This window comes from Deinococcus aquaedulcis (assembly GCF_019693445.1).
In the GTDB taxonomy this organism is placed as follows: domain Bacteria; phylum Deinococcota; class Deinococci; order Deinococcales; family Deinococcaceae; genus Deinococcus; species Deinococcus aquaedulcis.
This window is the reverse complement of record NZ_JAHRBL010000009.1, coordinates 98,169-121,129: the sequence shown is the minus strand read 5'-3', so window position 1 is coordinate 121,129 and position 22,961 is coordinate 98,169. Positions and strand designations below refer to the sequence as shown.

General features: G+C 68.8%; 24 protein-coding genes and 1 tRNA gene. 16 read left to right on the top strand and 9 right to left on the bottom strand.

The genetic code is table 11. The features are described from left to right. Nucleotides 1-46: 46 nt before the first annotated feature. Both KMW22_RS12185 and KMW22_RS12180 read right to left on the bottom strand, forming a co-directional pair. A complete protein-coding gene (locus KMW22_RS12185; RefSeq protein WP_221090317.1) occupies nt 47-919 on the bottom strand; it encodes an isocitrate lyase/PEP mutase family protein in 873 nt (290 codons plus the stop codon). Then, nucleotides 909-2,369: a DNA-3-methyladenine glycosylase 2 gene (locus KMW22_RS12180; protein ID WP_221090316.1), complete on the bottom strand. Its 1,461-nt coding sequence runs from the start codon at nt 2,367-2,369 to the stop codon at nt 909-911. Before KMW22_RS12180 ends, KMW22_RS12185 begins: the two co-directional genes overlap by 11 nt. Before the next feature lie 345 nt (nt 2,370-2,714). Between KMW22_RS12180 and purC the strand changes: the two genes are divergently transcribed. From purC to purL, 8 genes are read left to right on the top strand one after another with little or no spacing between them, the layout of a single operon-like run. Next, nucleotides 2,715-3,464, top strand: coding sequence for a phosphoribosylaminoimidazolesuccinocarboxamide synthase (gene purC / locus KMW22_RS12175; protein WP_221090315.1), 750 nt, complete (start codon nt 2,715-2,717; stop codon nt 3,462-3,464). Between the two features lie 54 nt (nt 3,465-3,518). Beyond that, nucleotides 3,519-3,770: a phosphoribosylformylglycinamidine synthase subunit PurS gene (gene purS / locus KMW22_RS12170; protein ID WP_221090314.1), complete on the top strand. Its 252-nt coding sequence runs from the start codon at nt 3,519-3,521 to the stop codon at nt 3,768-3,770. Continuing rightward, nucleotides 3,767-4,138 (top strand): cupin domain-containing protein, encoded by a 372-nt coding sequence (locus tag KMW22_RS12165; protein WP_221090313.1) that lies wholly within the window; start codon nt 3,767-3,769, stop codon nt 4,136-4,138. Before purS ends, KMW22_RS12165 begins: the two co-directional genes overlap by 4 nt. Next, nucleotides 4,135-4,806, top strand: coding sequence for a phosphoribosylformylglycinamidine synthase subunit PurQ (gene purQ, locus KMW22_RS12160; protein ID WP_221090312.1), 672 nt, complete (start codon nt 4,135-4,137; stop codon nt 4,804-4,806). The genes KMW22_RS12165 and purQ overlap by 4 nt, the downstream gene beginning before the upstream one ends. 26 nt (nt 4,807-4,832) lie before the next feature. Beyond that, nucleotides 4,833-5,300 (top strand): DinB family protein, encoded by a 468-nt coding sequence (locus KMW22_RS12155; RefSeq protein ID WP_221090311.1) that lies wholly within the window; start codon nt 4,833-4,835, stop codon nt 5,298-5,300. 1 nt (nt 5,301) lies between these two features. Then, entirely contained in the window at nt 5,302-5,793 is a 492-nt protein-coding gene (locus tag KMW22_RS12150; RefSeq protein WP_221090310.1) for a DinB family protein, read from the top strand. Continuing rightward, nucleotides 5,790-6,542 (top strand): MOSC domain-containing protein, encoded by a 753-nt coding sequence (locus KMW22_RS12145; protein WP_221090309.1) that lies wholly within the window; start codon nt 5,790-5,792, stop codon nt 6,540-6,542. Before KMW22_RS12150 ends, KMW22_RS12145 begins: the two co-directional genes overlap by 4 nt. Further along, nucleotides 6,539-8,767 (top strand): phosphoribosylformylglycinamidine synthase subunit PurL, encoded by a 2,229-nt coding sequence (gene purL, locus KMW22_RS12140; protein WP_221090308.1) that lies wholly within the window; start codon nt 6,539-6,541, stop codon nt 8,765-8,767. The genes KMW22_RS12145 and purL overlap by 4 nt, the downstream gene beginning before the upstream one ends. 74 nt (nt 8,768-8,841) lie before the next feature. Here purL and KMW22_RS12135 read toward each other — a convergent pair whose 3' ends face one another. Next, nucleotides 8,842-9,267, bottom strand: a complete 426-nt coding sequence (locus KMW22_RS12135) for an endonuclease domain-containing protein (RefSeq protein ID WP_235692892.1) — start codon at nt 9,265-9,267, stop codon at nt 8,842-8,844. A 56-nt stretch (nt 9,268-9,323) separates the two neighbouring features. Between KMW22_RS12135 and purF the strand changes: the two genes are divergently transcribed. Next, entirely contained in the window at nt 9,324-10,742 is a 1,419-nt protein-coding gene (gene purF / locus KMW22_RS12130; RefSeq protein WP_221090307.1) for an amidophosphoribosyltransferase, read from the top strand. A gap of 54 nt (nt 10,743-10,796) precedes the next feature. On the opposite strand, the gene KMW22_RS12125 is transcribed toward purF, so the two are convergent. Further along, the gene (locus KMW22_RS12125; protein ID WP_221090306.1) at nt 10,797-11,579 is read right to left on the bottom strand and encodes an SDR family oxidoreductase; all 783 of its coding nucleotides are present in this window, start codon (nt 11,577-11,579) and stop codon (nt 10,797-10,799) included. Between the two features lie 139 nt (nt 11,580-11,718). On the opposite strand from KMW22_RS12125, the gene KMW22_RS12120 reads away from it, so the two are divergent. From KMW22_RS12120 to KMW22_RS12100, 5 genes are all read left to right on the top strand, one after another. Further along, a complete protein-coding gene (locus tag KMW22_RS12120; protein ID WP_221090305.1) occupies nt 11,719-11,925 on the top strand; it encodes a YwbE family protein in 207 nt (68 codons plus the stop codon). 210 nt (nt 11,926-12,135) lie between these two features. Continuing rightward, entirely contained in the window at nt 12,136-13,275 is a 1,140-nt protein-coding gene (locus tag KMW22_RS12115) for a M48 family metalloprotease (RefSeq protein WP_221090304.1), read from the top strand. Nucleotides 13,276-13,611: 336 nt separating this feature from the next. After that, the gene (locus KMW22_RS12110) at nt 13,612-14,853 is read left to right on the top strand and encodes an MFS transporter (RefSeq protein ID WP_221090303.1); all 1,242 of its coding nucleotides are present in this window, start codon (nt 13,612-13,614) and stop codon (nt 14,851-14,853) included. Nucleotides 14,854-15,135: 282 nt separating this feature from the next. Continuing rightward, nucleotides 15,136-15,327, top strand: coding sequence for a hypothetical protein (locus tag KMW22_RS12105; protein ID WP_107138315.1), 192 nt, complete (start codon nt 15,136-15,138; stop codon nt 15,325-15,327). Between the two features lie 146 nt (nt 15,328-15,473). Further along, nucleotides 15,474-15,767, top strand: coding sequence for an addiction module toxin RelE (locus tag KMW22_RS12100; RefSeq protein WP_221090302.1), 294 nt, complete (start codon nt 15,474-15,476; stop codon nt 15,765-15,767). A gap of 70 nt (nt 15,768-15,837) precedes the next feature. Here the strand turns inward: KMW22_RS12100 and KMW22_RS12095 are convergent, their stop codons facing one another. Next, the gene (locus tag KMW22_RS12095) at nt 15,838-17,013 is read right to left on the bottom strand and encodes a hypothetical protein (protein ID WP_221090301.1); all 1,176 of its coding nucleotides are present in this window, start codon (nt 17,011-17,013) and stop codon (nt 15,838-15,840) included. Between KMW22_RS12095 and KMW22_RS12090 the strand changes: the two genes are divergently transcribed. Beyond that, nucleotides 17,012-17,326: a hypothetical protein gene (locus tag KMW22_RS12090; RefSeq protein ID WP_221090300.1), complete on the top strand. Its 315-nt coding sequence runs from the start codon at nt 17,012-17,014 to the stop codon at nt 17,324-17,326. The genes KMW22_RS12095 and KMW22_RS12090 overlap by 2 nt on opposite strands. 72 nt (nt 17,327-17,398) lie before the next feature. Here the strand turns inward: KMW22_RS12090 and KMW22_RS12085 are convergent, their stop codons facing one another. Then, nucleotides 17,399-17,656: a hypothetical protein gene (locus KMW22_RS12085; RefSeq protein WP_221090299.1), complete on the bottom strand. Its 258-nt coding sequence runs from the start codon at nt 17,654-17,656 to the stop codon at nt 17,399-17,401. Nucleotides 17,657-17,725: 69 nt separating this feature from the next. Beyond that, entirely contained in the window at nt 17,726-18,601 is an 876-nt protein-coding gene (locus KMW22_RS12080; RefSeq protein WP_221090298.1) for an SMP-30/gluconolactonase/LRE family protein, read from the bottom strand. Nucleotides 18,602-18,741: 140 nt separating this feature from the next. Between KMW22_RS12080 and KMW22_RS12075 the strand changes: the two genes are divergently transcribed. Beyond that, on the top strand, nt 18,742-21,588 hold the full coding sequence (locus KMW22_RS12075; RefSeq protein ID WP_221090297.1) for a 2-oxoglutarate dehydrogenase E1 component: 2,847 nt from the start codon (nt 18,742-18,744) through the stop codon (nt 21,586-21,588). A 63-nt stretch (nt 21,589-21,651) separates the two neighbouring features. Here the strand turns inward: KMW22_RS12075 and KMW22_RS12070 are convergent. Both KMW22_RS12070 and KMW22_RS12065 read right to left on the bottom strand, forming a co-directional pair. After that, nucleotides 21,652-21,772, bottom strand: a tRNA-OTHER gene (locus KMW22_RS12070). A 353-nt stretch (nt 21,773-22,125) separates the two neighbouring features. Continuing rightward, nucleotides 22,126-22,860 carry a DUF7873 family protein gene (locus KMW22_RS12065; RefSeq protein ID WP_221090296.1) on the bottom strand — a complete coding sequence of 245 codons (735 nt, stop codon included), beginning with the start codon at nt 22,858-22,860 and terminating at the stop codon, nt 22,126-22,128. Nucleotides 22,861-22,961 lie beyond the last annotated feature (101 nt).

The following is a 22,961-nucleotide window of genomic DNA, read 5'->3' as shown; positions in this document are numbered from 1 at the left end:
TGGGGTGAGGGCCGTGCGGGGCACATCGGCCAGCTGGCGCAGGGCTTCAGGAAACGGCGGCCGGGCTGAACCACCCCTGCACCTGGGCAAAAGGCAGCGCGGCTGGGGGCGTGAAGGTGCCCCCGGTGCGCAGGGTCTGGGCCAGCTGCGCTAGGTGCCCCAGCGCGGCCAGCAGCAACCCCGGCCCCACGCTGACCCGGCAGGCCCCGGCCGCCAGCAACTCTGGGGCGCCCGGCCCACCAGCCTGCAGCATCACCGCCACGGGCCCGCCGATGCCCTCGCGCAGCGCCTGCACGGTGGCCGGGTCGATCACGCCGGGCACGAACGCGCTGTCAGCGCCGGCCTGCAGATAGGCCCGGCCACGCCGGATGGTTTCGGCCAGCCGCTCGGCCGGGTCCTGCCCAAACGCGGTGAAATAGGTGTCGGTGCGGGCGTTCAGATAGAGGGGCACGCCCAGGGCATCCGCCGCCTCGCGGGCAGCGGTCAGCCGCGCCACCTGGGCGGCCAGCGGGTACAGCGGCGCGTGGGCCTCCCCGGTGGCGTCTTCCAGATTCACGCCCGCCGCCCCCAGCTCCACGGCAGCCTGGACCGTCTGGGCCACGTCTTCAGGGGAGTGGCCGTACCCCGCTTCGAGGTCGGCGGTGACGGGCACCTGCACCGCTGCCACCATACGGGCCAGGGCCTGCAGGCCGTCCGCGCGGGGCAGCACCTGGCCGTCGGGCTGGCCCAGGGCAAAGGCCACCCCCGCGCTGGTGGTGCCAATGGCGGAAAACCCTGCTTCCTGTAGGAGCCGGGCGCTCAGGGCGTCCCAGGCGTTGGGCAGCACGAGGCCGCTGGCATGCAGGGCGCGCAACTGCTCGGCGCGGGCGGCGGTCTCGGTCAGGGACGGAGGCGAGGGCTGGAGGGATTCAAGAGTCATGGGCAGCTCCTTTGGGATGAACGTGGTGCCAGAGAGAAAAGACCGCCGCGCTGCGCTGCGGGGCGTACGGGGCCAGGAGGGCCTGCACCTGCGGGGGATCGGGGCGCCGGGGCAGCTGGTGGGCCCACTGCAGGGCCGCCGCCAGCGCCGCGTCCCCGGCCGGGACCACATCGGGAAAGCCCAGCACGCGCAGCAGCACGTATTCGGCGGTCCAGGGGCCAATGCCGGGCACCGCCCGCAGCGTGCGCCGCGCCGCGCCCACTGGCCCCCGGGCCAGGGCCGACAGGTTCAGTTCCTGCCGGGCCACCCGCCCCGCCAGTCGCCGCAGCAGGTCGGCGCGGGCGCCGGTCAGGCCCAGGGCGCGCAGGTCGGCCGGGGGCAGCGTCGCCACGGCCTCTGGCGTGGGGGGCGCCCACAGGCCCTCGCCCAGCGGGGCGCCGCAGCGCTCCACCAGCCGCCGCCGCAGGGTGCAGGCATGGGCAAAGGTGACCTGCTGGCCCACCACCGCCCACACAAGGCCGTCAAAGAGGTCCGGCACCAGCGGCACGCGCAGCCCCGGGGGCACCGCGAGCGCCGCCGTAGGCAGGGGGGCAGGCAGGGGGCCCGCCCCCGCTGCGCTCAGCCCCAGCGCCCGCCACGTCAGATCGTGCAGGGCCAGCGCGTCGGCAGGGGACAGAGGGCCGCCCGGTTCAGCCCTCACAGTGACGGTGCCGCCCTCCTCGCCCGAAAAGGTCAGCGTGATGCGGCGCGCCCCGGAGGGCAAGCGCCAGCCCAGCGTGACCCGCTGGCCCTGCACCTGGGCCGTGGGGCTGCGTGGGTCGCGGCCCAGGTCGCGCCGCACCTCCAGGGCCCGGAAGTCGCCGGGCAGGGCCAACGTCCAGCCGCCCTGGGCCAGCCCCTGCCGGAAGGCTTGCGGCGACACCCCCATGCCCCGCCGGAACTGCGCCCCAAAGGCCGAGAGGCTGCCGTAGCCTGCCTCGAACGCCACCCCGGCCACCGAGGTGTCGGGCTCGGCCAGCAGCCGCCCGGCAGCCAGACGCACCCGCTCACGGGCCAGCCACGCGGCGGGCGGGCGCTGCAGGTGGTCGCGGCACAGGCGGTGCAGCGCGCCCCGGCCCACCCCCAGCCGCCGGGCCAGGTCGCGCGCACCCGGCACCTCGGCCACTGGCACCCCGGACAGGGCAGTCCAGAACGCGGCTTCTTCCGGGGGCACCCCAGCGCCAAAGGCCTCGGGGTGGCAGCGGCGGCAGGCGCGCAGCCCGGCGGCGCGGGCTTGGGCGGGGGTGGCATGAAAGGCCACATGCGCGGGCAGCGGCTTGCGCGCCCGGCACGACGGCAGACAGAAGATGCCGGTACTTGTTACGCCGGTGTAAAACAGGCCGTCGAACGCCGCGTCGGCGGCGAACATCCGCTCCAGCATGAAATCGCGCGAGTACGGCAGAGCAGGCATGCCGCCTATTGTCTGCGCCTGGGGCCCGGGCCCTCTACCGGATCTGTACGGGGGAATTTCAGGGCGGCCCCGCCGCATTTCGTCCCAGTCCTCTGAACACCCCCGGCGCGTGAAGGCGCGGGGGTGTTACGCTGGGGCACGGCAGGCCTCTTGGGGGCCCTGCACACCACCTTCCACTCCGCGTCCAGAGAGACGCCCCGCGCCAGCGCGCGGTAAGTCCGTCCGAGAGACGGCGACTGGAGCCCATATGTTCAGCACCGCGACATTCAGGCGTCGCCCCGGCACGGTTTCGGGGGACGCCTGTCCTACGTGTGGCCCCGCGCCACGCCCCCACAGGGAGACGGTATGACCCAGCGCACCCGAGGCGAACTGAAGTACGAAGGCAAGGCCAAGCGCGTGTACGCCACCGACCACGAGCACGAATACATCGTGGCGTACAAGGATGACGCCACCGCCTTCAACGGGGTCAAGAAGGCGCAGATTGGCGGCAAGGGAGCCATCAACAACGCCATTACCGCCCACCTGTTTCCGCAGCTGGAGCAGGCCGGCGTGCCCACCCACTTTCTGGAGAAACTCAGCGATACGGAACAGCGCGTGCGCGCCGTGACGATCATTCCGGTGGAAGTGATCGTGCGCAACGTGGCGGCCGGGTCATTCAGCAAGCGGCTGGGCATTGAAGAAGGCACCCCCCTCTCGCGCCCAGTGGTGGAGTACTGCTACAAGAGCGACGCCCTGGGCGATCCCCTGATCAACACCGATACCGCCGTGGCCCTGGGCTGGGCCACCCCGGCCCAGCTGACCCGGATCCGCGAGCTGGCCCTGCAGGTGCAGGCGTTCCTGGTGCCCTACTTCGCGGCGCGCGGCGTGCGCCTGATTGACTTCAAGCTGGAGTTCGGCACCACCGCTGACGGCGAGGTGGTTCTGGCCGACGAGATCAGCCCCGACACCTGCCGCTTCTGGGACGCCCAAACGAGCGAGAAGCTGGACAAAGACCGCTTCCGCCGCGATCTGGGCGGCGTGGAAGACGCGTACAGCGAGATGCTGCGGCGCGTGACACAGGATGTCGAGGAGTCGAAGAGTCGAGAAGTCGAGTAACGACGCATCCTGAACCCCTCGACTTCTCGACCTCTCGACCCCCAAGGAGCCCCCATGTCCACCTACAAAGCCAAAGTCTTCGTGACCCTCAAGCCCAGCATTCTTGACCCCCAGGGGCGCACCGTGGAGCGCGCGCTGTCGCACCTGGAGCACGGCAACGTGTCGGGCGTGCGCGTGGGCAAGTACATCGAACTGACGCTGCACGGCCGCCGCGAGGACGTGGAAGCGCAGCTGAAAGACATCACCGAGAACGTGCTCTCGAACCCCGTGATGGAAGACGCCCGCTGGGAGCTGGAAGGCGCGTGAGCGTGCCGCCGGTGGTGAATCTGAACGCCAAGTTTGGGCTGTTCAGCGAGCACTGGTCCCCCAAGGTGGTGGCCGAACTGAATGGCCAGCAGGTGAAGCTGGCCAAGATCAGCGGCGAGTTTCAGTGGCACCACCACGAACACGAGGACGAGCTGTTTTTTGTGGTGCGCGGCACGCTGCGCCTGAAATTCAGAGACGGCGACGCCGTACTACACGAAGGCGACCTGCTGGTGGTGCCGCGCGGCGTGGAGCACCTGCCAGTGGCCGAAACCGAGGAGACCTGGATCATGATGTTTGAACCTGCCAGCACCCTGAACACGGGCAACGTGACGAGCGAGCGCACCGTGGCGCAGCTGGAGCGCCTATGAAGGTCGCCGTCATCCAATTTCCTGGCTCGAACTGCGACGCCGACGCCCTGCACGCCGCGCGGCTGCTGTTGGATGACCGCGCCCAGTTCGTGTGGCACACCGAGGCCGGGTTGCCCCAGGGCACCGACCTCGTGTTCCTGCCCGGCGGCTTTTCCTACGGCGACCACCTGCGCAGCGGGGCGATTGCGGCCCGCAGCCCCATCATGGGTGCGGTGAAAGCCCATGCCGAGCGCGGCGGCTTCGTGCTGGGCGTGTGCAACGGCTTTCAGGTGCTCACTGAAAGCGGGCTGCTGCCCGGCGCCCTAAGCCGCAACCGCGAACTGCATTTCATGTGCCGCCCCGTGCACCTGCGCGTGGAGAACGCGGGCACGGCCTTCACCCGCGCCTACCAGGCCGGGCAGATCATCGAGATTCCCATCGCCCACGGCGAGGGCAACTACTACGCCGACGCCGAGACGATTGCGCGGCTGGAAGGCGAGGGACAGGTGGTCTTCCGCTACGTGGACAACCCCAACGGCAGCCTCAACGACATTGCGGGCATTGTGAATGCGCGCGGCACCGTGCTGGGCATGATGCCCCACCCCGAGCGTGCGGTTGAGGCCCTGCTGGGCAGCGAGGACGGCCAGGGGCTGTTCGAGAGCCTCAAGGGCGCCCTGATCAGCCGATGACTGCGCACCCAATGACTGGGCACCCCATGACGGTCCAGACCTTCCTGGCCCAGGCCTACGCCACCGAACTGGCGCTGTTCCGTGCAGCGCTGGACGCGGTTCCCGACGAAGGCTTTGATGCCCCCCGCCTGGGCCACAGCCCCGCGTGGCACGCCTTGCACGTGGCAGAGTGGCTGCGCTTTTTCGTGTTCCAGGATTTCAGCCCGACCTATGACCATCTGGGCTGGGAGAACGACGCCCGGATGGGGTTTGCGCGCGGCACCCCGCCTGTCACGGCCGCCGACGGCAAGACCGCCGTGCTGGCCGAACTGGACCGGATGGGCGCGGAGCTGGAGGCGCACCTGCGGGCCCTGCGGGATGACCAACTCACCGACGACCTGCGTTCCCCCCCGGCCCCTGGCGGCGTGCGCAGACGCTTGGACGGCCTAAGCCTGCATCTGCGGCACATCGCCTACCACCGTGGCCAACTGAACTTGGCCCTGAAACAGGACTGAGATGGAAGAAGCCCGCCGCGCCCTGATGACCCAGTTACTGGCCGCCGAGTGCAGCGCGTTTCTGGCGGCCCTCAGGGCTTGCCCGGCTGCGCTGTTTCATGGGCAGCCGCGCACCGGCCACAGTGCGGCGTGGCACGCCCTGCATGTGATGGACTGGACCCGGGCCACCGTACAGGCCGGTCTGGGCGACATTGACCCCCAACGGACCTACGGCTACCTGGGCCTGGAAGACCGCGACTGGATCAAGGCCGTGACCGGACCCACACGGGCCACAGCACAGGACAGCGCGCCCACCATCATTGGCGCCGTGGCGGACGTGTTCGCTGGAGCACAGGACGCTCTGCACACCGCTCCCGCCGACCGCTTGACCCCCAAGGCCACCTTCATGGCCCTGGGCAAACAGCGAGGCGTGCTGGATAGTCTGTCGTACCACGTGCGGCACATTGCCTATCACCGGGGCCAGATCGCCCTGGTGGTCCGGGAGCTGTCATGACCCCATTCCCCGCGCCGGGTATGACCGGACAGGTCACCGAGCTCTACCGCTACCCCATCAAATCGGTGGGGGGCGAGGCGCTGGGTGAGGTGCAGGTCACGCGGCGTGGGCTGGTTGGCGACCGCGCCTGGGCGGTGACGAACGAGGACGGCAAGTTCGGCTCCGGCAAGAGCACCCGGCGCTTCCGGCGCATGGACGGGCTGCTGGGTTTTCAAGCAGCCCTGCCCGCAGGCGCGGCGGAACCTCAGCTGACCTTGCCGGACGGCTCGCTGCAGCCTGCCACCAGCGAAACGGCGACCGCCGCGCTCTGTCAGGCCACTGGCCGAACGGTTCGGGTGACCCCCGAAGGCCCCATTTCGCATTTCGACGAAGGGCCGCTGCACCTGCTCACCACCTCGGCCCTGGCGTGGCTGGCCCAGGCCCACGGCGCCCCGGTGGCCAGCGGGCACTTCCGGCACAACCTGCTGCTGGACACCGGCCCGGCGCCCGAACACCTCGAGGAACGCTGGCTGGGCCGGCAACTGGTGATCGGGGATACCCTGACGATCCAGATCGTGGCCCCCATGCCCCGCTGCGTGATGGTCAACATGGCGCAGCCCGGGGTGCCCGCTGACCCCCACATCCTGAAAACCATCGCCACCCTGCACCCGGACGCGTGTTTTGGCGTGCTGGCCCAGGTGGTGCAGCCGGGCCCTCTTCGCCTGGGCGACGCGGCCCGCCTTCTTTCATCCCCCAAGGAGCTTTCATGACCCAGACCCAGTCTCTCCGTGACCGCGCCGGCACCTTTGGCCTGACGACGGACGAATTCGACCTGCTCGTGTCCCGCATGGGCCGCGAGCCCAACGCCCTGGAAGCCGCCATCGTGGGGGCCATGTGGTCCGAGCACTGCGGCTACAAGAACAGCCGCCCCCTGTTCCGCCACTTCCCCACCACCGGGCCGCAGGTGCTGCAGGGCCCCGGCGAGAACGCGGGCGTGGTGGACATTGGCGACGGCTGGGGCGTGGCCTTCAAGATGGAAAGCCACAACCACCCGTCAGCCGTGGAACCCGTGCAGGGCGCAGCGACCGGCGTGGGCGGCATTCTGCGCGACATCTTCGCCATGGGCGCGCGGCCCTTTGCCGTGCTGGACAGCCTGCGCTTTGGCAACCCCGACAGCCCCCGCACCCGCTTTCTGGTGAACGGCGTGGTGGAAGGCATTGCCCACTACGGCAACGCCATTGGCGTGCCCACCGTGGGCGGCGAGGTGACCTTTCACCCCAGCTACCAGGAAAACCCCCTGGTGAACGTCATGGCCCTGGGCCTGCTGCGCCACGAAGACCTGGCCAAAGGGACGATGGGCGAAGTTGGAAACACCATCGTGTACGTGGGCAGCAAGACCGGGCGCGACGGCCTGGGCGGCGCGGTGTTCGCCTCGGCGGACCTCAGCAATGCCAGTCAGGCCGACCGCCCCGCCGTGCAGGTGGGCGACCCCTTCATGGAAAAGCTGCTGCTGGAAGCCACCCTGGAAGCCATTCAGGCGGGTGTGGTGGCAGGGGTGCAGGACATGGGCGCCGCCGGGCTGGTGTCCAGCACCTGTGAAATGGCCTACCGCGCGGGGCTGGGCATCACCATGAACCTGGATCTGGTGCCCACCCGCGAGGAGGGCATGGTGCCGATGGAACTGTGCCTCAGCGAATCGCAGGAGCGCATGATTCTGGTGCCCGTGCCGGGCAAAGAGCAGGCTCTGCTGGACCTGCTGGCCAAGTGGGAACTGGACGTGGTGACGATTGGACAGGTGGAAGAGCACCACAATTACCGCCTGACGTGGCGCGGCGAGGTGGTGTGTGACCTGCCGGTGGACCTGCTGAACGAGGCCCCCAAGTACACCCGCGAGGGCGTGGAGTCCGAAGAAATTAAAGCCAAGCGCGAGCAGGACCTGAGCGGCGTGCCCGTCCCTGGCGACCTGGGCGCGGTGCTGACCGAGTTGCTGGCCCACCCCACGATTGCCAGCAAGCGGCCCATCTTTGAGCGCTTTGACCATCAGGTGATGACGAACACCGTGGTCGTGCCCGGCGCCGCCGACGCCGCCGTGATGCGGGTGAAGGGCTCGGGCATGGGCGTGGCCGCCACCAGCGACTGCAACCCGCGCTTCGTGTACCTGGACCCCTACGCGGGCGCCGCTGCCGCTGTGGCCGAGGCCGCCCGGAACCTCGCCTGCGTGGGCGCCACGCCGCTGGCGATCACCGACAACCTCAACTTCGGCAACCCCCACCGTCCCGAGGTCTATTACCAGCTGGAACGCGCCGTGCACGGCATTGCCGACGCCTGCCGCGCCCTGAACACCCCGGTCACGGGCGGCAACGTGAGCCTGTACAACCAGTACACCGAAGGGCAGGAGCGCGTGGCGATTCACCCCACCCCGACCATCGGCATGGTGGGCGTGCTGCCCGACGTGACGAAGCGCGCCACCCTGAACCTGAAGGGCGAGGGCCAGACGCTGTACCTGATTGGTGAGCACGCGGGGACCATTGGTGCCAGCCAGTACCTGGAGACGCTGCATGGCCTGGAGGCCGGCCAGGTGCCAGCCCTGGACCTGAACCGCGAGCAGGCCGTGATTGACGCCGCGCTGCACCTGATCCGCGCGGGCCTGACCGACACCGCCCACGACTGTGCCGAGGGCGGCCTCGCCGTGGCCCTGGCCGAGATGGCGATTGCGGGGAACACGGGCTTGAAGGTCACCCTGGACGCCCCGGATCACCTGCGCCCCGACGCCGTGCTGTACGGCGAGGCCCACAGCCGCATTGTGATCGCCACACGCGATGAGGCCGGCGTGGAAGCGGCGCTGGCGGCACGCGGCGTGCCGTTCACCCGCCTGGGCGTCAGCGGTGGCACCAGCGTCACGATTGCCCTGCCGGCCCACCACATACACTTGAGCGTGAACCTTGAGACGGTGAAGGCCGCGTACGAGACGCCCCTGAAGGGGATTCTGGGATGAGCACTGGTTGGGCGGGGCCGACACAACGCCCTGCTCCCTCTCCCCTTGCGGGAGAGGGCTGGGGTGAGGGGACACTACGACCCACCCACCGAATGCCCAAGTTCTTCCTGAATTCGCATCAGAACGCCGCCCAGATTGCCCCGCACCTCATGGTTCCAGAACCGCAGGACCCGAAACGTGCGGCCATTCAGATACGCCGTGCGCGCAGCGTCGTAGGCCTGTCCAGCGGGCTGGGCATGTTGCCCACCGTCCAACTCAACCACCAAGGGGCGCTCGAAACACACGAAGTCGGCTATGTAGAAGCCCAGAGGCTGCTGGCGGCGAAATTTGACCCCCAGCTGTTCATTTCTGAGGGCAGCCCACAAGAGCCGTTCCTCTGGTGTCGCGTCACGACGAAGACGCCGCGCTCGCTGCGTTCCTTCAGCATGTGTAAATCGCAATGGCATCAGCGTCAATATTGCGACTTGCATCACCCCAGCGCTGCTCACTTTGCGACCCATTTCCCCTCTCCCCAGCCCTCTCCCGCAAGGGGAGAGGGAGCCTCAAGGACTCACCCATGATTTTCGACCCCGCCACTGACAAACCCCAGGACGAATGCGGCGTGTTCGGCCTGTATTCGCCCGAACCCAATGACCTTGCCTGGCTGACCTACCTGGGCCTGTTCGCCCTGCAGCACCGGGGCCAGGAGGCGGCGGGCATGTGCGTCAGTGACGGCGAGCGCTTCCATGTGGAAAAAGACCTGGGGCTGGTCACGCAGGTGTTCGATGAGCGGCGCCTGGACGCGGTCCGGCTGGCCAACGCCCGCGTGAGCATTGGGCACGTGCGCTACAGCACCACCGGCAGCAACCTGCGCTTCAACGCCCAGCCGCTGACCACCCGCACGAACAAGGGCATTCTGGGCCTGGCGCACAACGGCAACTTCGTGAACGCCCGCGAGGTCCGCAACGCCATGCTGATGCAGGGCGCGCTGTTCCAGACCACCAACGACAGCGAGGTGATGCTCAACCTGATTGCCCGCGAGGCCGACCTGGACCTTGTGGAGGCCACCGCCGCCGCCATGAAGGAACTGCGCGGCGGCTTTGCCTGCGTGCTGATGAGCCGCACGCAACTGCTGGGCTTCCGCGACCCCAACGGCGTGCGCCCGCTGGTGATCGGCCAGCGCGACGACGGCGCGTACGTCATGGCCTCTGAGCCGTGCGCGCTGTACGCGGTAGGCGCGCGGCTGATCCGCGACGTGCAGCCCGGCGAACTGGTGTGGGTGGACCGCTCGGGGCTGCATTCGCTGATGGTGGAGCCGCGCCAACCCACCCCGTGCGCCTTCGAGTGGATTTACTTTGCCCGCTCGGACAGCCAGCTGGACGGCGTGGACAGCCACGAGAGCCGCATTCGCATGGGCCACCAGCTGGCCAAGGAGCACCCCGTGGAGGCCGATATCGTGGTGCCCGTGCCCGACAGCGGGATTGGCGCGGCCATCGGCTACGCGCGGGAAAGCGGCATTCCCTTTGATTACGGGTTGTACAAGAACCCGTATGCGGGGCGCACCTTCATTGCCCCCACACAGGAAGCGCGCGAGCTGAAGGTGAAGATGAAGCTCTCGCCCACCAGCGCGGTGCGGGGCAAGCGCGTGGTGCTGGTGGACGACTCGATTGTGCGCGGCACCACCAGCCGCCAGATCGTGAACCTGCTGCGCGAGGCGGGCGCCACCGAAGTGCATTTCCGGGTCAGCAGCCCGCCCATCAAGCACCCGTGCTTTTACGGGATTGACACCGCTGCCCGCAAGGAACTGGTCGCCAGCACCCACAGCGTCGAGGAAATCCGGGGGCTGATCGGCGCCGACACCCTGACCTTTATCAGCGAGCCGGGGCTGCGGGCGGCCATTGGTGGGGGCGGCCTATGCGGCGCGTGTTTTACGGGCGAGTACCCGGCGGGCACGCCCCTGCTGAACGACGTGGACAAGCTGGCGCTGGAGGTCTGAAGCGCGCCCCCAGGCCCCGCCCAGGTAGAGGGCGGGGCCTCTCCTTATGTCCCTCTACCGCAGCAGCGAGGCGCCGCCGTCCACGTACAGCTCAATGCCGGAGACATGCCGCCCCAGGTCCGAGGCCAGGAACAGGCAGGCGTCGGCGACGTCCACCGGCTCGCCCTCGCCGCCGTGCAGGGCGGGGCTGCCCTTGGGGAGTTCCACCTCAATGCCAATGCGCTCGGTATGGCGCTGGTCCGTGCGGTCCTGAATGTTGGTGTGAATCAGGCCCGGGCACACGGCGTTACAGCGGATGTTGTGCCGGCCCAGTTCCAGGGCGATCATCTTGGCAAAGGCCACCTGCCCAGCCTTGGAGGCGCTGTAGGCGCTGGCCCCCGGCGTGGAAAAGGTGCGGTTGCCGTTCACGCTGCTGGTGATCAGGATGCTGCCGCCCCCCGCGCGCTTCAGGTGCGGCACGGCGTAATGCACCGTGAGATAGGTGCCGCGCAGGTTGATGCTCTGGGTCTTGTCCCACTCCTCGGGCTGCAGCTCGTCAATGGGGGCCCACACGCCGTTGATGCCCGCGTTGGCGAACACGATGTCCAGGCGCCCGTACGCCGCCACCGTCGCCTCAATGGCGTCCCGCACCGAGGCCGCGTCGCTCACGTCGCACTGGATGTACAGCGCCTCGCCGCCTGCACCGGCAATCTCGCCGCGCAGCTTCTCGCCTTCTTCGGGCTGCACGTCGGCCAGGGCCACGCGCGCGCCTTCCTGCGCAAACCGCCGCGCCGTGCCCGCGCCAATGCCGCTGGCGCCGCCCGTAATAAATGCCACCTTGCCGTCTAACATGCCCATGCGCTGTCGCCTCCCGGGAATTGAACTTGGGTGGGGTGCCTGCTTGCCCGTGCAGGGTAAACCGCCCCCCCAGCCCAAGCCTGATCCCCGCCTTGATCGTCCGATCACGTTGGGCGCAAGTGTGGCGTACCGTGCGGTCATGGCTCCTCCCCGTTCCCAGATTCGCCCCGGCCTCACCGTGGACATCGTGCAGAAACAGGACCAAGCCTCGGGGCGGCTCACCCGTGGGGTGGTCGCGGCCCTGCTTACCCGCTCGCCCTCGCACCCCCACGGCATCAAGGTGCGCCTGACCACCGGACAGGTGGGCCGGGTGCAGGTGGTGGTCTCCCCCACTGGGGGCGAGTAAAGCTGGGCAGCAGACGCGGCTGGCTGTCCCTATGCTGGGGCTGTGACGTCGACAGCGGCTGCCAGTTCCATTGAAGGGCTCAACAGCAGCCCTTCAACTCCACTTCTGCCGCTGTCTTTCACGGAGACTCACTTCGTTCGCCCCAACGTCGTTGAAGGGGGGCCCTCCAACGACGTTGGGTTCCGCTATGAACTTGCCCCGCAGAGCGCAATGGACCGGGTGTGGCAGCGGGTGGCGGACCGCGAGGCCGCGCGCCTGCGTGACCTCTTTACCGCTCATGCCTCGCCCACCGTGCCCCCCCGGGCGGCGCTGGGCCACGCGCTGGCCGCACTGGTGCTGCTGGGCTTTGCGGCGCTGGCCCTGCTGGGCGGGTGGCTGCTGCTGCGCGCGCTGGGGCTGGGAGGGCTAAGCCAGGGCACCCGGATCGCCTGTGGGCTGGGGGCCCTGCCCCTGCTGCTCTTTGCCTGGACCGCGCGGCCCCGTGTTCACCGCATTGAAGGGGCGCGCCTGACTGAAGCCCAGGCCCCCGAATTGCACGCGCTGCTGCGCCGGGTGGGCGAGGCGGCCGGGGTGACGCGCCCGGTGCGGATCGTCCTGACCCCAGAGGCCAACGCTTTCATGGGCCTGCACGGCCCGCGCCGCGAACCCACCCTGGGCCTGGGACTGGCGCTGTGGTACGGCCTGGGCCCGCAGGAACGGGTGGCGCTGCTGGCACACGAACTCGCGCACCTGAAAAATGGCGATCCCACCCGGAGCGGGCTGGTGCACCACGCGTTGACCGTCCTGGAGCAGACCGTCAGCGTCCTGTGGCCCGACCCCATCATGGAAGCGCGCGCCACTCTGCCCGAAAAAGTAGGGAACCTGCTCCTCAAGGGCGCAGCCCTGCTGCCCCTGGGCCTGGCCCACCTGCTGCTGGGGCTGGTGGGGGCCGGCCAGCAGGCGGCCGAATACCGCGCCGATCTCTTGGCCGCGCGGGTGGCCGGCTCGGCGGCCAAGGCGGGCCTGCTGGACCGCCTGCACATGGCCCACCTGCTGGACAGCGCCCTGCACAAGCAGCGGCACCAGCCCCAGCGCCCCCACGCCTTTGCCGAATTCCGCCACATGCTCGACACCCTGCCGCCGGCGCAGTGGCAGCGGGCCCGCCAGGAGCAGGCCCAGCACCGCGTGCGCCTGGACCAGTCCCACCCCCCCACTGCCGACCGCCTGCAGGTGGTGCAGGCGTGGCCCAGTGCGCCCCAGTGCACCCTCAGCAGCGCCGAGGCCGCCCGGATTGACGCCGAACTGCTGCCTTTCGTGCCGGACCTGGAGGCCGCCGCCACCGAGGCCTACCGCGACCGCATTTCGCGCTGAAAAGCATGAACGGAGGGGCGAGAAAGGCTTTTCCTCTTCAGCGGAGGCTCCTGAATAACCCGCAAAGTGAAATAACAAGCCAACTGATTTGAAGCCGGCCCTTCTGCAGAGAAGGGGCGCTGTGGGCCGCACAAACAGCCCAGACCCTCAGTCGCACCGGGCGACATCGTACCAGCCACGGTGAAGCTAGCCCGTTTTGCCGCTCTGCTACACTGGGCGCCAACCTTTATGACCGTCTGCCCACCGTAACCGCAAGCTCCAGGGACGCTGTTCTTCTTTGTCTCCTGCGCCGCCCACCCTTCGGCGGCGGCCTGACTTGCTGTGTGCGGAGTTGCCATGACCTTATCCGAGACACGCGCCACGCGCGTGCCTGCGTTCAACCGCCTTTGGGCGGCCGAAACCCTGTCCGTTCTCGGCCAGCAGGTGGCCCTGCTGGCCCTTCCCCTCATCGCGGCGGTGACCTTGCACGCCACGCCAGCCCAGATGGGCCTCCTCGTGGCCATGGAGACCGCCCCGCTCCTCCTGTTCAGTTTGATCGCGGGCGTCTGGATTGACCAGCGGCCCCGCCGTCCCGTCCTGATCTGGACGGACCTGCTGCGCGCCGCCGCCCTGCTGGTGGTCCCACTGACCGCGCTGCTGGGTGTCTTACGGCTGGAGGTGCTGTATGGGGTGGCCTTCGTGGTGGGCACCCTCAGCGTGTTCTTCAACGTGGCCTATCAATCCCTGCTGCCCGACCTTGTCCCCAAAACAGCCCTCACCGATGCCAACAGCAAGCTGGAAACCTCTCGCTCCGGGGCCGAGGTGCTCGGCCCCGGTCTGGGTGGGGGGCTTATCGGTCTGGTGGGGGCCGTGGCGGGGGTCTGGGTCAACATCGGCACCTTCCTGGCCTCGGCCGCATTTCTGGGTGGGATTCGCGTTCCAGAGCAAATTCAGGCGCCTCAGACACGCACTTCGCTGGGCCAGCAGTTGCGCGAGGGCCTGCACTATGTCTGGTCGCATCCGCTGATCCGGCCACTGGTGCTGTGTGCCAGCACCCTGAATTTTGCCCAGGGCTTGCTGGACGCCCTGCTGGTGTTGCACCTCAGCCGCGACCTGGGCCTCACACCAGCCCAGATAGGGCTGGTGTACATGGGCGGCAATATCGGCTTTGTGGGGGGTGCGCTGCTGGCTGAACGGGTGGCGACCTGGCTGGGCCTGGGCCGCGCGGCCCAGCTGGCCGCACTGGTTGCGGGCGTGGGGCTGCTTCTGGTGCCGCTGTCCAGTCTGCTGGGGCCGCTGGCCATTCCCGGGCTGATTGCGGCGCGGCTGCTGTTCGGGTTCGGCGCCATCATCTTCTCGGTGCAGCATGTGACGTTGCGGCAAACCATCACGCCACGCGCCTTCCAGGGCCGCATGCATGCCAGTGTCCGCTTCTTTGCTGGTGGTGTGGTGCCACTGGGCGCCCTGCTGGGCGGGGTCGTGGGGCAGCAGTTTGGCGTGGGCACGGCGCTGGTCCTGGCCGGCGGCGTGGGATGCACGGCCTGGCTCTGGGTGTGGCGCTCGGGTGTCCCGGGGGTCGCCTCAGCTGAAGCGGTATAAACCTGGCCTGCGCGAAGGAGCCTCGCTCTGCCGCATGTACATGTCACGCACCTGACTTGCCCATCCCACTACCTGCCCCCAGGGCGTCGCTTGAGCCGCTCCTCAGGCGGCCTTCACAGGGTGCCCACCCGTACGTTCTGGGCGCGGCGGCTGCGCTTTGCTGGGGGTGTTCGTCCCGGGGCAGTCCTTCCCTGCCCACGCCGGAGCCGTCTGCTCTGCGTGCCCCTGGCCTGGCCCTGGCGGGGCCAGCCCCCCTGTCCTCTTTTCCCCGGAGGTGTGGCTATGAAACTGCACAACATCCTGTATCTGCTGGGCTTCGGCTCGATTCTGCTCAGCGCCTCGCAGTACTTCAAAGACGAGTCCTCGGAGAAGGAGCGCGACGGCCTGTTTGTGGGCCACTGGGCGCCCACCTTCTTCATTCTGGGCAAGATTGCCGAGGACAAGGCGCGCCTCAACCGCACGCTGACCGAGTAGGCCAGCACCGCCCTCTTTGCCGCTGCACCGGTTCACCCTTCGGGGGACTGGTGCAGCGGCCTTTGTGGTGAATGGTGACGGGGCCTGAAGTCCCCCCTCACCGTCCTTCATGGCCCCTGGCCTACGGTCAGGCCCAGGAGGTCCCCATGCCCAAAGCCTGGACCAACAAAGACGAGCGGCAGTACGAGCACATCAAAGGCAGTGCCCTGGAACGCGGCGAACCCGAAGACCGCGCCGAAGAGATTGCCGCCCGCACGGTGAACAAGCACCGCCGCGAGGAAGGGCGCACGCCGAACAGGCGCACCCAGGGCACCGGCAACCCGAACAGGGCCCTGGCCGAGCTGACCCGCGACGAGCTGTACAACCGCGCCCGCGAGCAGGGCATCAGGGGCCGCAGCGCCATGAGCAAGGCGCAACTGGTTGCCGCGCTGGGCGATTAAAGAGCGGGGACCACAAAAGGAGGCCGGTGCATTCGCTGCACCGGCCTCCCCTCTTCTCCTGTCCTGGTGATTACTTTCCGTTGCCGTTGCCATTCCCGTTGCCGGGGGGGGGCGTGGTGGGGCAGCCCTCGGGCGGCGCGGGGATGATGTCGCCGTGGCCCTCATGGGCGCTGAGGGCGTTGCGGCTGATCGTGATCAGGTTGTAGGGGTTGTTGGCGCTGCCCGTGGCGTGGCAGATCGTCACCTTGTCATTGTCCGAGCCGCCTCCAGGCGGGGTGGGGCTGGGGGGCGCCGGGTTGGGCGGCGTGGGGCTGGGCGGGGTCGGGCTGGGGGCCGCGCCGTCCGCCGTGGTGGGGCAGCCTTCGGGCGGCGCGGGAATGATGTCGCCGTGGCCCTCGTGGGCGCTCAGGGCGTTGCGGCTGACCGTGATCAGGTTGTAGGGGTTGGTCTCGCTGCCGGTGGCGTGGCAGATGGTCACCTTGTCGTTATCCGAACCGCCTTCAGGGGGTGCCGGGGGGGTGGGGGCGGGCGGCGCCGGATTGGGCGGCGTGGGGCTGGGTGGGGTGGGGGACGGCGGCGTGGGAGAGGGCGGCGTGGTGCCGGGGGCACTCACGGTAACCGGGCAGCCGCCTGCGGGCGCGGGGATAATGTCGCCGTGGTTGCGGTGGGCCGCCAGCGCACTGGCGCTCACGGTCAGCAGGGTGTAGGGGTTCGTGGCGCTGCCGGTGCGGTGGCAGATGGTCACGCGGCCACTGGTGGCGCCGCCTGCGGGCGGGGTGGCGGCTGGGGGCGTGGTGCTGCCCGCCGCTGGGGCGGTGACGGGGGTGGGGGTCACCACAGGCGCGGGGGCAGGCAACTGGCCGGGCAGCAGGGTCACCGGCGCCACTGGCAGCAGGCGCACGCTGCCCACGGCCACGGGGGTGCCGGGGGCCACTGGCGTCTGCAGTTCGTAGCGCTGCGCCCCCGTGCCGCGCGTGACCACCACGGCCGTGGCGGGCGCACTGCCAGCGGCCAGCAGGACCGTGGGGCCGCGCACGGTGGCGGCCACCACGTTGCGCCCGGTGACCAGGGTCAGGACGCCGCCGCCCCGCTGCAGATCGGCCAGCGTGACCGGGGTCACGGGCACCGCCGCACCGAAGGGATTGATGGTGGTGCCTGCCGGGCGCGACACCGCCGGACCACCGCCGCCAGCAAGGGCGGGGGTCAGCAACAACAGGGCAAGAGAAAGGGCACGTTTACCGTTCATGATCGGCCTCCTGGAAAGGGCACTGCTTGGGATGTCCACCGATGGTAGGAGGCCGGCGCCCGGCTGTCTTTTAAGTGACGTTGGTTTTTCTGTGTTACACCACACGGTTGAAGAAGCCCTCAAGGACCGCCTCATCTGCGCAGCGGCTGGGGATGGCGGCAAGGGCTGGCTGGGCCGCCGCACCGAAGGCCCTTGCCTGGAGAGCGCACCGGCGCCTTTTCTGGGTATGCCCGCAGCGCACAGCGAACATCTGCCCGGATTTGCCCGCAGAAATTCGCGGGGCACGTCAGCCTCGCTCTCCACCAACAGTTGACCCCCGCGTGGGCCCAGGACGCATCCAGGGCACGCGGGGGCGTTCTCAGGCCGCTCAACGGCAGCGCAGGTGTTAGGGGCGCCCCGCCTCAGTGTCGGGGCGCGGCCGTTCGGGTCGGCGCAGGCCCAGCCCGGCCAGAAGGCCGCCGGCCGCCGCCAGCCCCACGGTGATCAGCACATTGTTCAGCGGGCTGGGAAAGTTGGTGCTGCGGTTGGCGTTGGCCACGGCGTGCAACTGGTTGATGTCAATGACATCCTTGCCCAGCAGCACCGCCGCAGCGATGAGCAGAATGACGCCAAGCAGCAGGGCCACGCGCGACAGCAGGTACATGCCCCAGTGTAGGCAGCCGGCCCCCGGCGCGGCCTTCAGGCGTTCTTGGGGCTGTGGCCCGCCAGGCCCTCAGCCGCGCACCCGGGTGGGCACGCGCCAGAATTCTGTGCTGGCCGTCACGTACAGCGTGGTGCCCTCCGGCCCGCCGAAGCACAGGTTGCTGACCGTCTGGGGAAAGAGGATGCGGCCCAGCTCCTGGCCGTCCGCGCTCAGCACATGCACCCCGTCTCCGGCGCTGCTCCAGATGCGCCCGGCCCGGTCCACCCGCAGGCCGTCGGTCTTGCCGGGCGCCACGCGGAAGTGCTCGCCCGCACAGGTGGCGCGGCCATCTGGGTCCACCTCGTAGCGGTAGGTGACGCCGTCGCCTGTGTCGGCCAGCAGGAGCGTGCGGGCGCCAGCAAACACGAGGCCGTTGGGCTTCTGGCGGTCACGGATGGGGGCGGTCAGTTCGCCGTCCGGGCCCAGGCGAAACACCCAGCGGCCCGGCAGTTCCATCGGCGCGCCGGTGCCGCCTTCCTCGGGCTTGTCCAGGCCGTAGGTGGGGTCCGAGAACCACAGGCTGCCGTCGGGGTGCAGGGCCACGTCGTTGGGGGAATTGAATCTGTGGCCCTCAAAGCGGTCAGCCAGGGTGGTCCAGGTGCCGTCTTCTTCCTGGCGCAGCAGCGCGCGCTGGCCGTGCGAGCAGGCGATCAGGCGCCCCTGGGCGTCCAGGCAGTGGCCGTTCTGGTGGCCGCTGGGGTTCAGTTCCTCGCGCAGCTCGCCGCCGTCCGTGTAGGCCCAGGTTCGGTTCTGGCGCACGTCGCTGAAGATCACGGCCCGGCGCGCCGGGACATACACGGGCCCCTCGGTCCAGGTAAACCCCTCGCCCAGCCGTTCGGGGGCGGCACCTTCAGGGAAAAGGGTCAGGAACTCGGGATGGGCGCTGTGCAAGGCGGGGTGCGGCATGGGCCTATGGTGCCGCGTCTGGGGGCAGGGCGGGCCGCAGACCTCTGTCCAGCCCCGGCGAATGGGGTTACGCGCCCAGAGACAAAGCAGGGGCGCCAGGGTGCCATTTGCCGCTGCGGCCAGCGGTATGCTGAGGCGTTATGACGCAGTCGCAGACGATCATGTCCGGGGGCAACGCGGCCTTTATTGAGGGGCTGTACGAGGCCTACCTGGCTGACCCGAACAGTGTGGACCCGCAGTGGCGGGCCTACTTCGACGAGGTGCGCGCCGGCGCGCCCGACACCGCGCATTCCGCCATTCAGCAGGCGTTCTACCAGCTGGGCACCCAGCGCCGGGGCCAGACCGTGCTGCCGGTGCCCCAGGGCGTCAGCGGGGCGCAGCAGGCGGCGGGCGCCCTGATCACCGCCTACCGCGTGTACGGCCACATCAGCGCGCGCACCAACCCGCTCAAGATGCGCGGCATTCCCACCGTGCCCGAACTGACCCCCGAGTACTACGGCCTGTCGGCCGCCGACCTGAACGAGCCGGTGCAGGACGGCGTGTTCACCGGCCCCCTGCGCGACGTGATCACCCAGCTGCAAGACACCTACTGCGGCGCCATTGGCTTTGAATTCAACTACCTGCCCGCCACCGAGCGCGCGTGGTTCCAGGAGCGCATTGAGGCTGGGCGCGGCCGGGGGCAGTACAGCCGCGAGGAACGCCGCCGCCTGATGCAGAAGCTCACAGCTGCCGAAGGGCTAGAACTGTACCTGAAAAACAAGTACCCCGGCGTCAAGCGCTTCGGCCTGGAAGGCGGCGAGAGCTTTATTCCGCTGCTGGACCGCATTATTCAGCAGGCCGGGAAGGCCGGCGTGAAGGAAGTTGTAATGGGCATGGCCCACCGTGGCCGCCTGAACACGCTGGTGAACATCTTCGGCAAGCCCAGCTCCGTGCTGTTCGACGAGTTCGACGGCAAGAAGAAGCTCAGCGACAACCCCGATGTGGCGGGCGACGTGAAGTACCACATGGGCTATTCCAGTGACGTGCGCACGCCCGGCGGCCCCATGCACCTTGCGCTGGCCTTTAACCCCAGCCACCTGGAAATCGTCTCGCCGGTGGTGCACGGCTCGGTGCGCGCGCGCCAGGACCGCCGGGGGGACGTGGAACGGCGCAGCGTGCTGCCCATCACCGTGCACGGCGACGCGGCCGTCAGCGGGCAGGGCGTGGTCATGGAAACGCTGAACCTCTCGCGGCTTCGCGGCTTTTCGACGGGCGGGGCAGTGCGCATTGTCATCAACAACCAGGTGGGCTTTACCATCTCGGACCCGCGCGACACCCGTTCGAGCCGCTACTGCACCGACGTGGCCAAGATTGCCAACGCGCCTGTGCTGCACGTGAACGGCGACGACCCTGAAGCGGTGGCCTTCTGCGGCGACCTCGCGCTGGCCTACCGCCAGGAATTTGGCAAGGACGTCTTCATTGACCTGATCTGCTTCCGCCGCAACGGCCACAACGAGGGCGACGAGCCGCGCATGACCCAGCCGATCATGTACCGCGAGATTGACGGTCACCCTGGCACCCGGGCCCTGTACGCCAAGGCGCTGGAGGGCGCGGGCGTGCTGGACGCCGGCGAGGGCGAGCGCCTGGTCGAGCGCTTCCGCGACCAGCTGGACGCGGGCGAAGCCGTGGTCGAAGAGATGGAGAACGCGGCCCAGAGCAAGCTGGCCGTGGACTGGAGCGAGTACACCGGCACCCACTGGCGCGACGAGGTGCCCACCAGCGTGCCCCAGGCCAAGCTGACCGACCTGGGCCTGAAGCTGACCGAGGTCCCCGAAGGCTTCAAGGTGCACCGCACCATTGAGCGCACGGTGATCAAGCCCCGGCAGGCGATGGCGCGCGGCGAACAGCCCCTGGACTGGGGCATGGGCGAGATGCTGGCCTACGCGACCCTGCTGGACGAGGGCTACGGCGTGCGGCTGGTGGGCCAGGACTCGGGGCGCGGCACCTTTGTGCACCGCCACGCCGTCCTGCACGACCAGAACGCCCAGGACCCCATGAACGAGGAATACATGGCCCTGGCCCACCTGCGCCCGGAGCAGGGCCGCGTGGAAGTGGTGGATTCCACCCTGTCCGAAGAAGCCGTGATGGCCTTTGAATACGGCTACTCTACCTCTGAACCCAAGGCGCTGATCGCCTGGGAAGCGCAGTTCGGGGACTTTGCCAACGGCGCGCAGGCGGTCATTGACCAGTTCCTGAGTGCGGGGGAAAGCAAGTGGCAGCGCCTCAGCGGCCTGACGCTGCTGCTGCCCCACGGCTATGAGGGCGCGGGCCCCGAGCACTCCAGCGCCCGCCTGGAGCGCTACTTGCAGCTGTGCGCCCAGAAGAACATGCAGGTGGTGGTGCCCTCAAGCGCCGCGCAGATCTTCCACCTCCTGAGGCGTCAGGTGCTGCGCCCCTACCGCAAGCCCCTGATTGTGATGACCCCCAAGAGCCTGCTGCGCAACAAGCAGGCCATGAGCCCGCTCTCAGAGCTGGCCGAGGGCCGCTTCTGCGAAGTGATTGGCGACGACACCGTGCAACAGGCCCGGCGCGTGGTGATCAGCTCTGGCAAGCTGCACTGGGAGCTGGTGGAAGCGCGCGACGCCGACAAGGATGGCTACGCTGGCACCGCCCTGATTCGCCTGGAACAGCTCTACCCCTTCCCGGGGCAGGCGCTGGCCGAGGAACTGGCGGGGCACCCCGGCGCGCAGGTCGTGTGGGCCCAGGAAGAACCCGAGAACCAGGGCGCATGGCTGATGATCTGGGAGGACCTGGAAAAGATCCTGGCCCCCGGTCAGACCCTGAAGAGCGCCACCCGCCCACGTGCCGCCAGCACCGCCGCCGGGTATGCTAGCGTGCACGCCAAGGAACAGGCCAAGGTGATTGCTGACGCCCTGGGCGAAAAGATCAGCCGCGAGGTCGTGCAGGACCAGAAGGAACTGGCCCAGACGGCGCAGCAGGACGGGTAAAGTTCACTTGAAAAGCCCCTGGGGACATCCCCGGGGGCTTTCTCTATCTGCCCATCAAAGAGGTGGAGCGAAGGACATGTCCGGTCCTCCGCCCCTGGGGTGCCGCTGAATTGCACGGGTCCACGGCGTTTAAGCGTCCGGTTCATGCTCAGCAGCCGTGCTCTCCCGGCTGAGCTACCGCTCCGTGGGTGGAGGAGCGAAGGGGTTTTGAACCCCTGACCTCGGCTTGTCCGACCGGCCGCCCTTGATTGGACCCTCAGCGGCGAATGCTCAGCTTGGAGTGGAAGCTTGAGCTTGTGTTTCGGAAGGCCGCGCCGCCTCTACCGGTTTGGGCTACCCCGCCGCAGTGATGGCGGGCGCAGGACTCGAACCTGCACTGAAACGCGGTCTTCCTGTCAGCTTGAGGCTGAGCCTCAGCTTGGTACTCCAGGGCTCAGGATAGGGCGCGGGGCCAACCGCCCACATGCGCCGGGTGGCGTAGGCCACAGCAGAAACCGGAGCCCTGTGGTCGGGGCTCCGGTCATTCATAGGCGGCGCTTAGCTGTCCAGCAGGTACGCAAACACCCGCTCGCCCACCTTCTGCTCGGTGACTTCAAAGCTGTTCGCTTCCTCGCGGGCAAATTTCACGGCCTGCTGCAACTTCTGCACGCGGGTCTGCAACTCGTGCACGCGCTGGGCGGGCAGGGCGCCGCTGAACTTCACGGTGCGCCAGTACCCCACGGTCACGTCCTCGTAGTACACCTCCACCTGCGCCGGGTGCTTGTCGGTGGCCTCGGCCTTCACGTGGTTGCGCGGAATCTTGCGGGTGCGCACGGTCTGAACGGGCTCGGTGGCGTAGGCGTCGGCACCCGGGTCAAAGGTCCAGCTTTCGCTGGCGTCCAGCACGGGCAGCTTGCGCAGGAAGGTGCTCAGGTCGGTCAGCTGCTTTTCCAGAAACAGCAGGTAGCTGACCGGCACCTGTTTCAGGAGCACGCGCTCGCCCACCACCACGTCGGCTTTTGCCTCGCAGTTGGCCCAGTCCTTGGTGGCGGTCACGTCAAACAGCCCGGTCAGAATCTGGGCGGTCTGGCGGACCACCTCTTCGGCTTTTACCTGCACGCGGGTGGATTCGGGGGGCAGCAGCTCGCCTTCCTCGTCCTTGGGGCGGTAGGTGCGGGCAATGCCGCCCAGCAGGGTGGGCTTTTGCAACTGCTGGTGGGCGTCGGTGAGTTCGGCAAAGGAGCGGCTTTTCACGCCCTTTTCCACGGCGATAATCTGGTTCAGTCTGGGCATGGCAACTCCTCCGGAGGCGGCGTCAGGCGCTCCTCTCGGTTGGCTCTACGCTAGCGGCCCGCCCCGCCTGCCGAAATTCGCCGCATGACGCACTGGCCCCT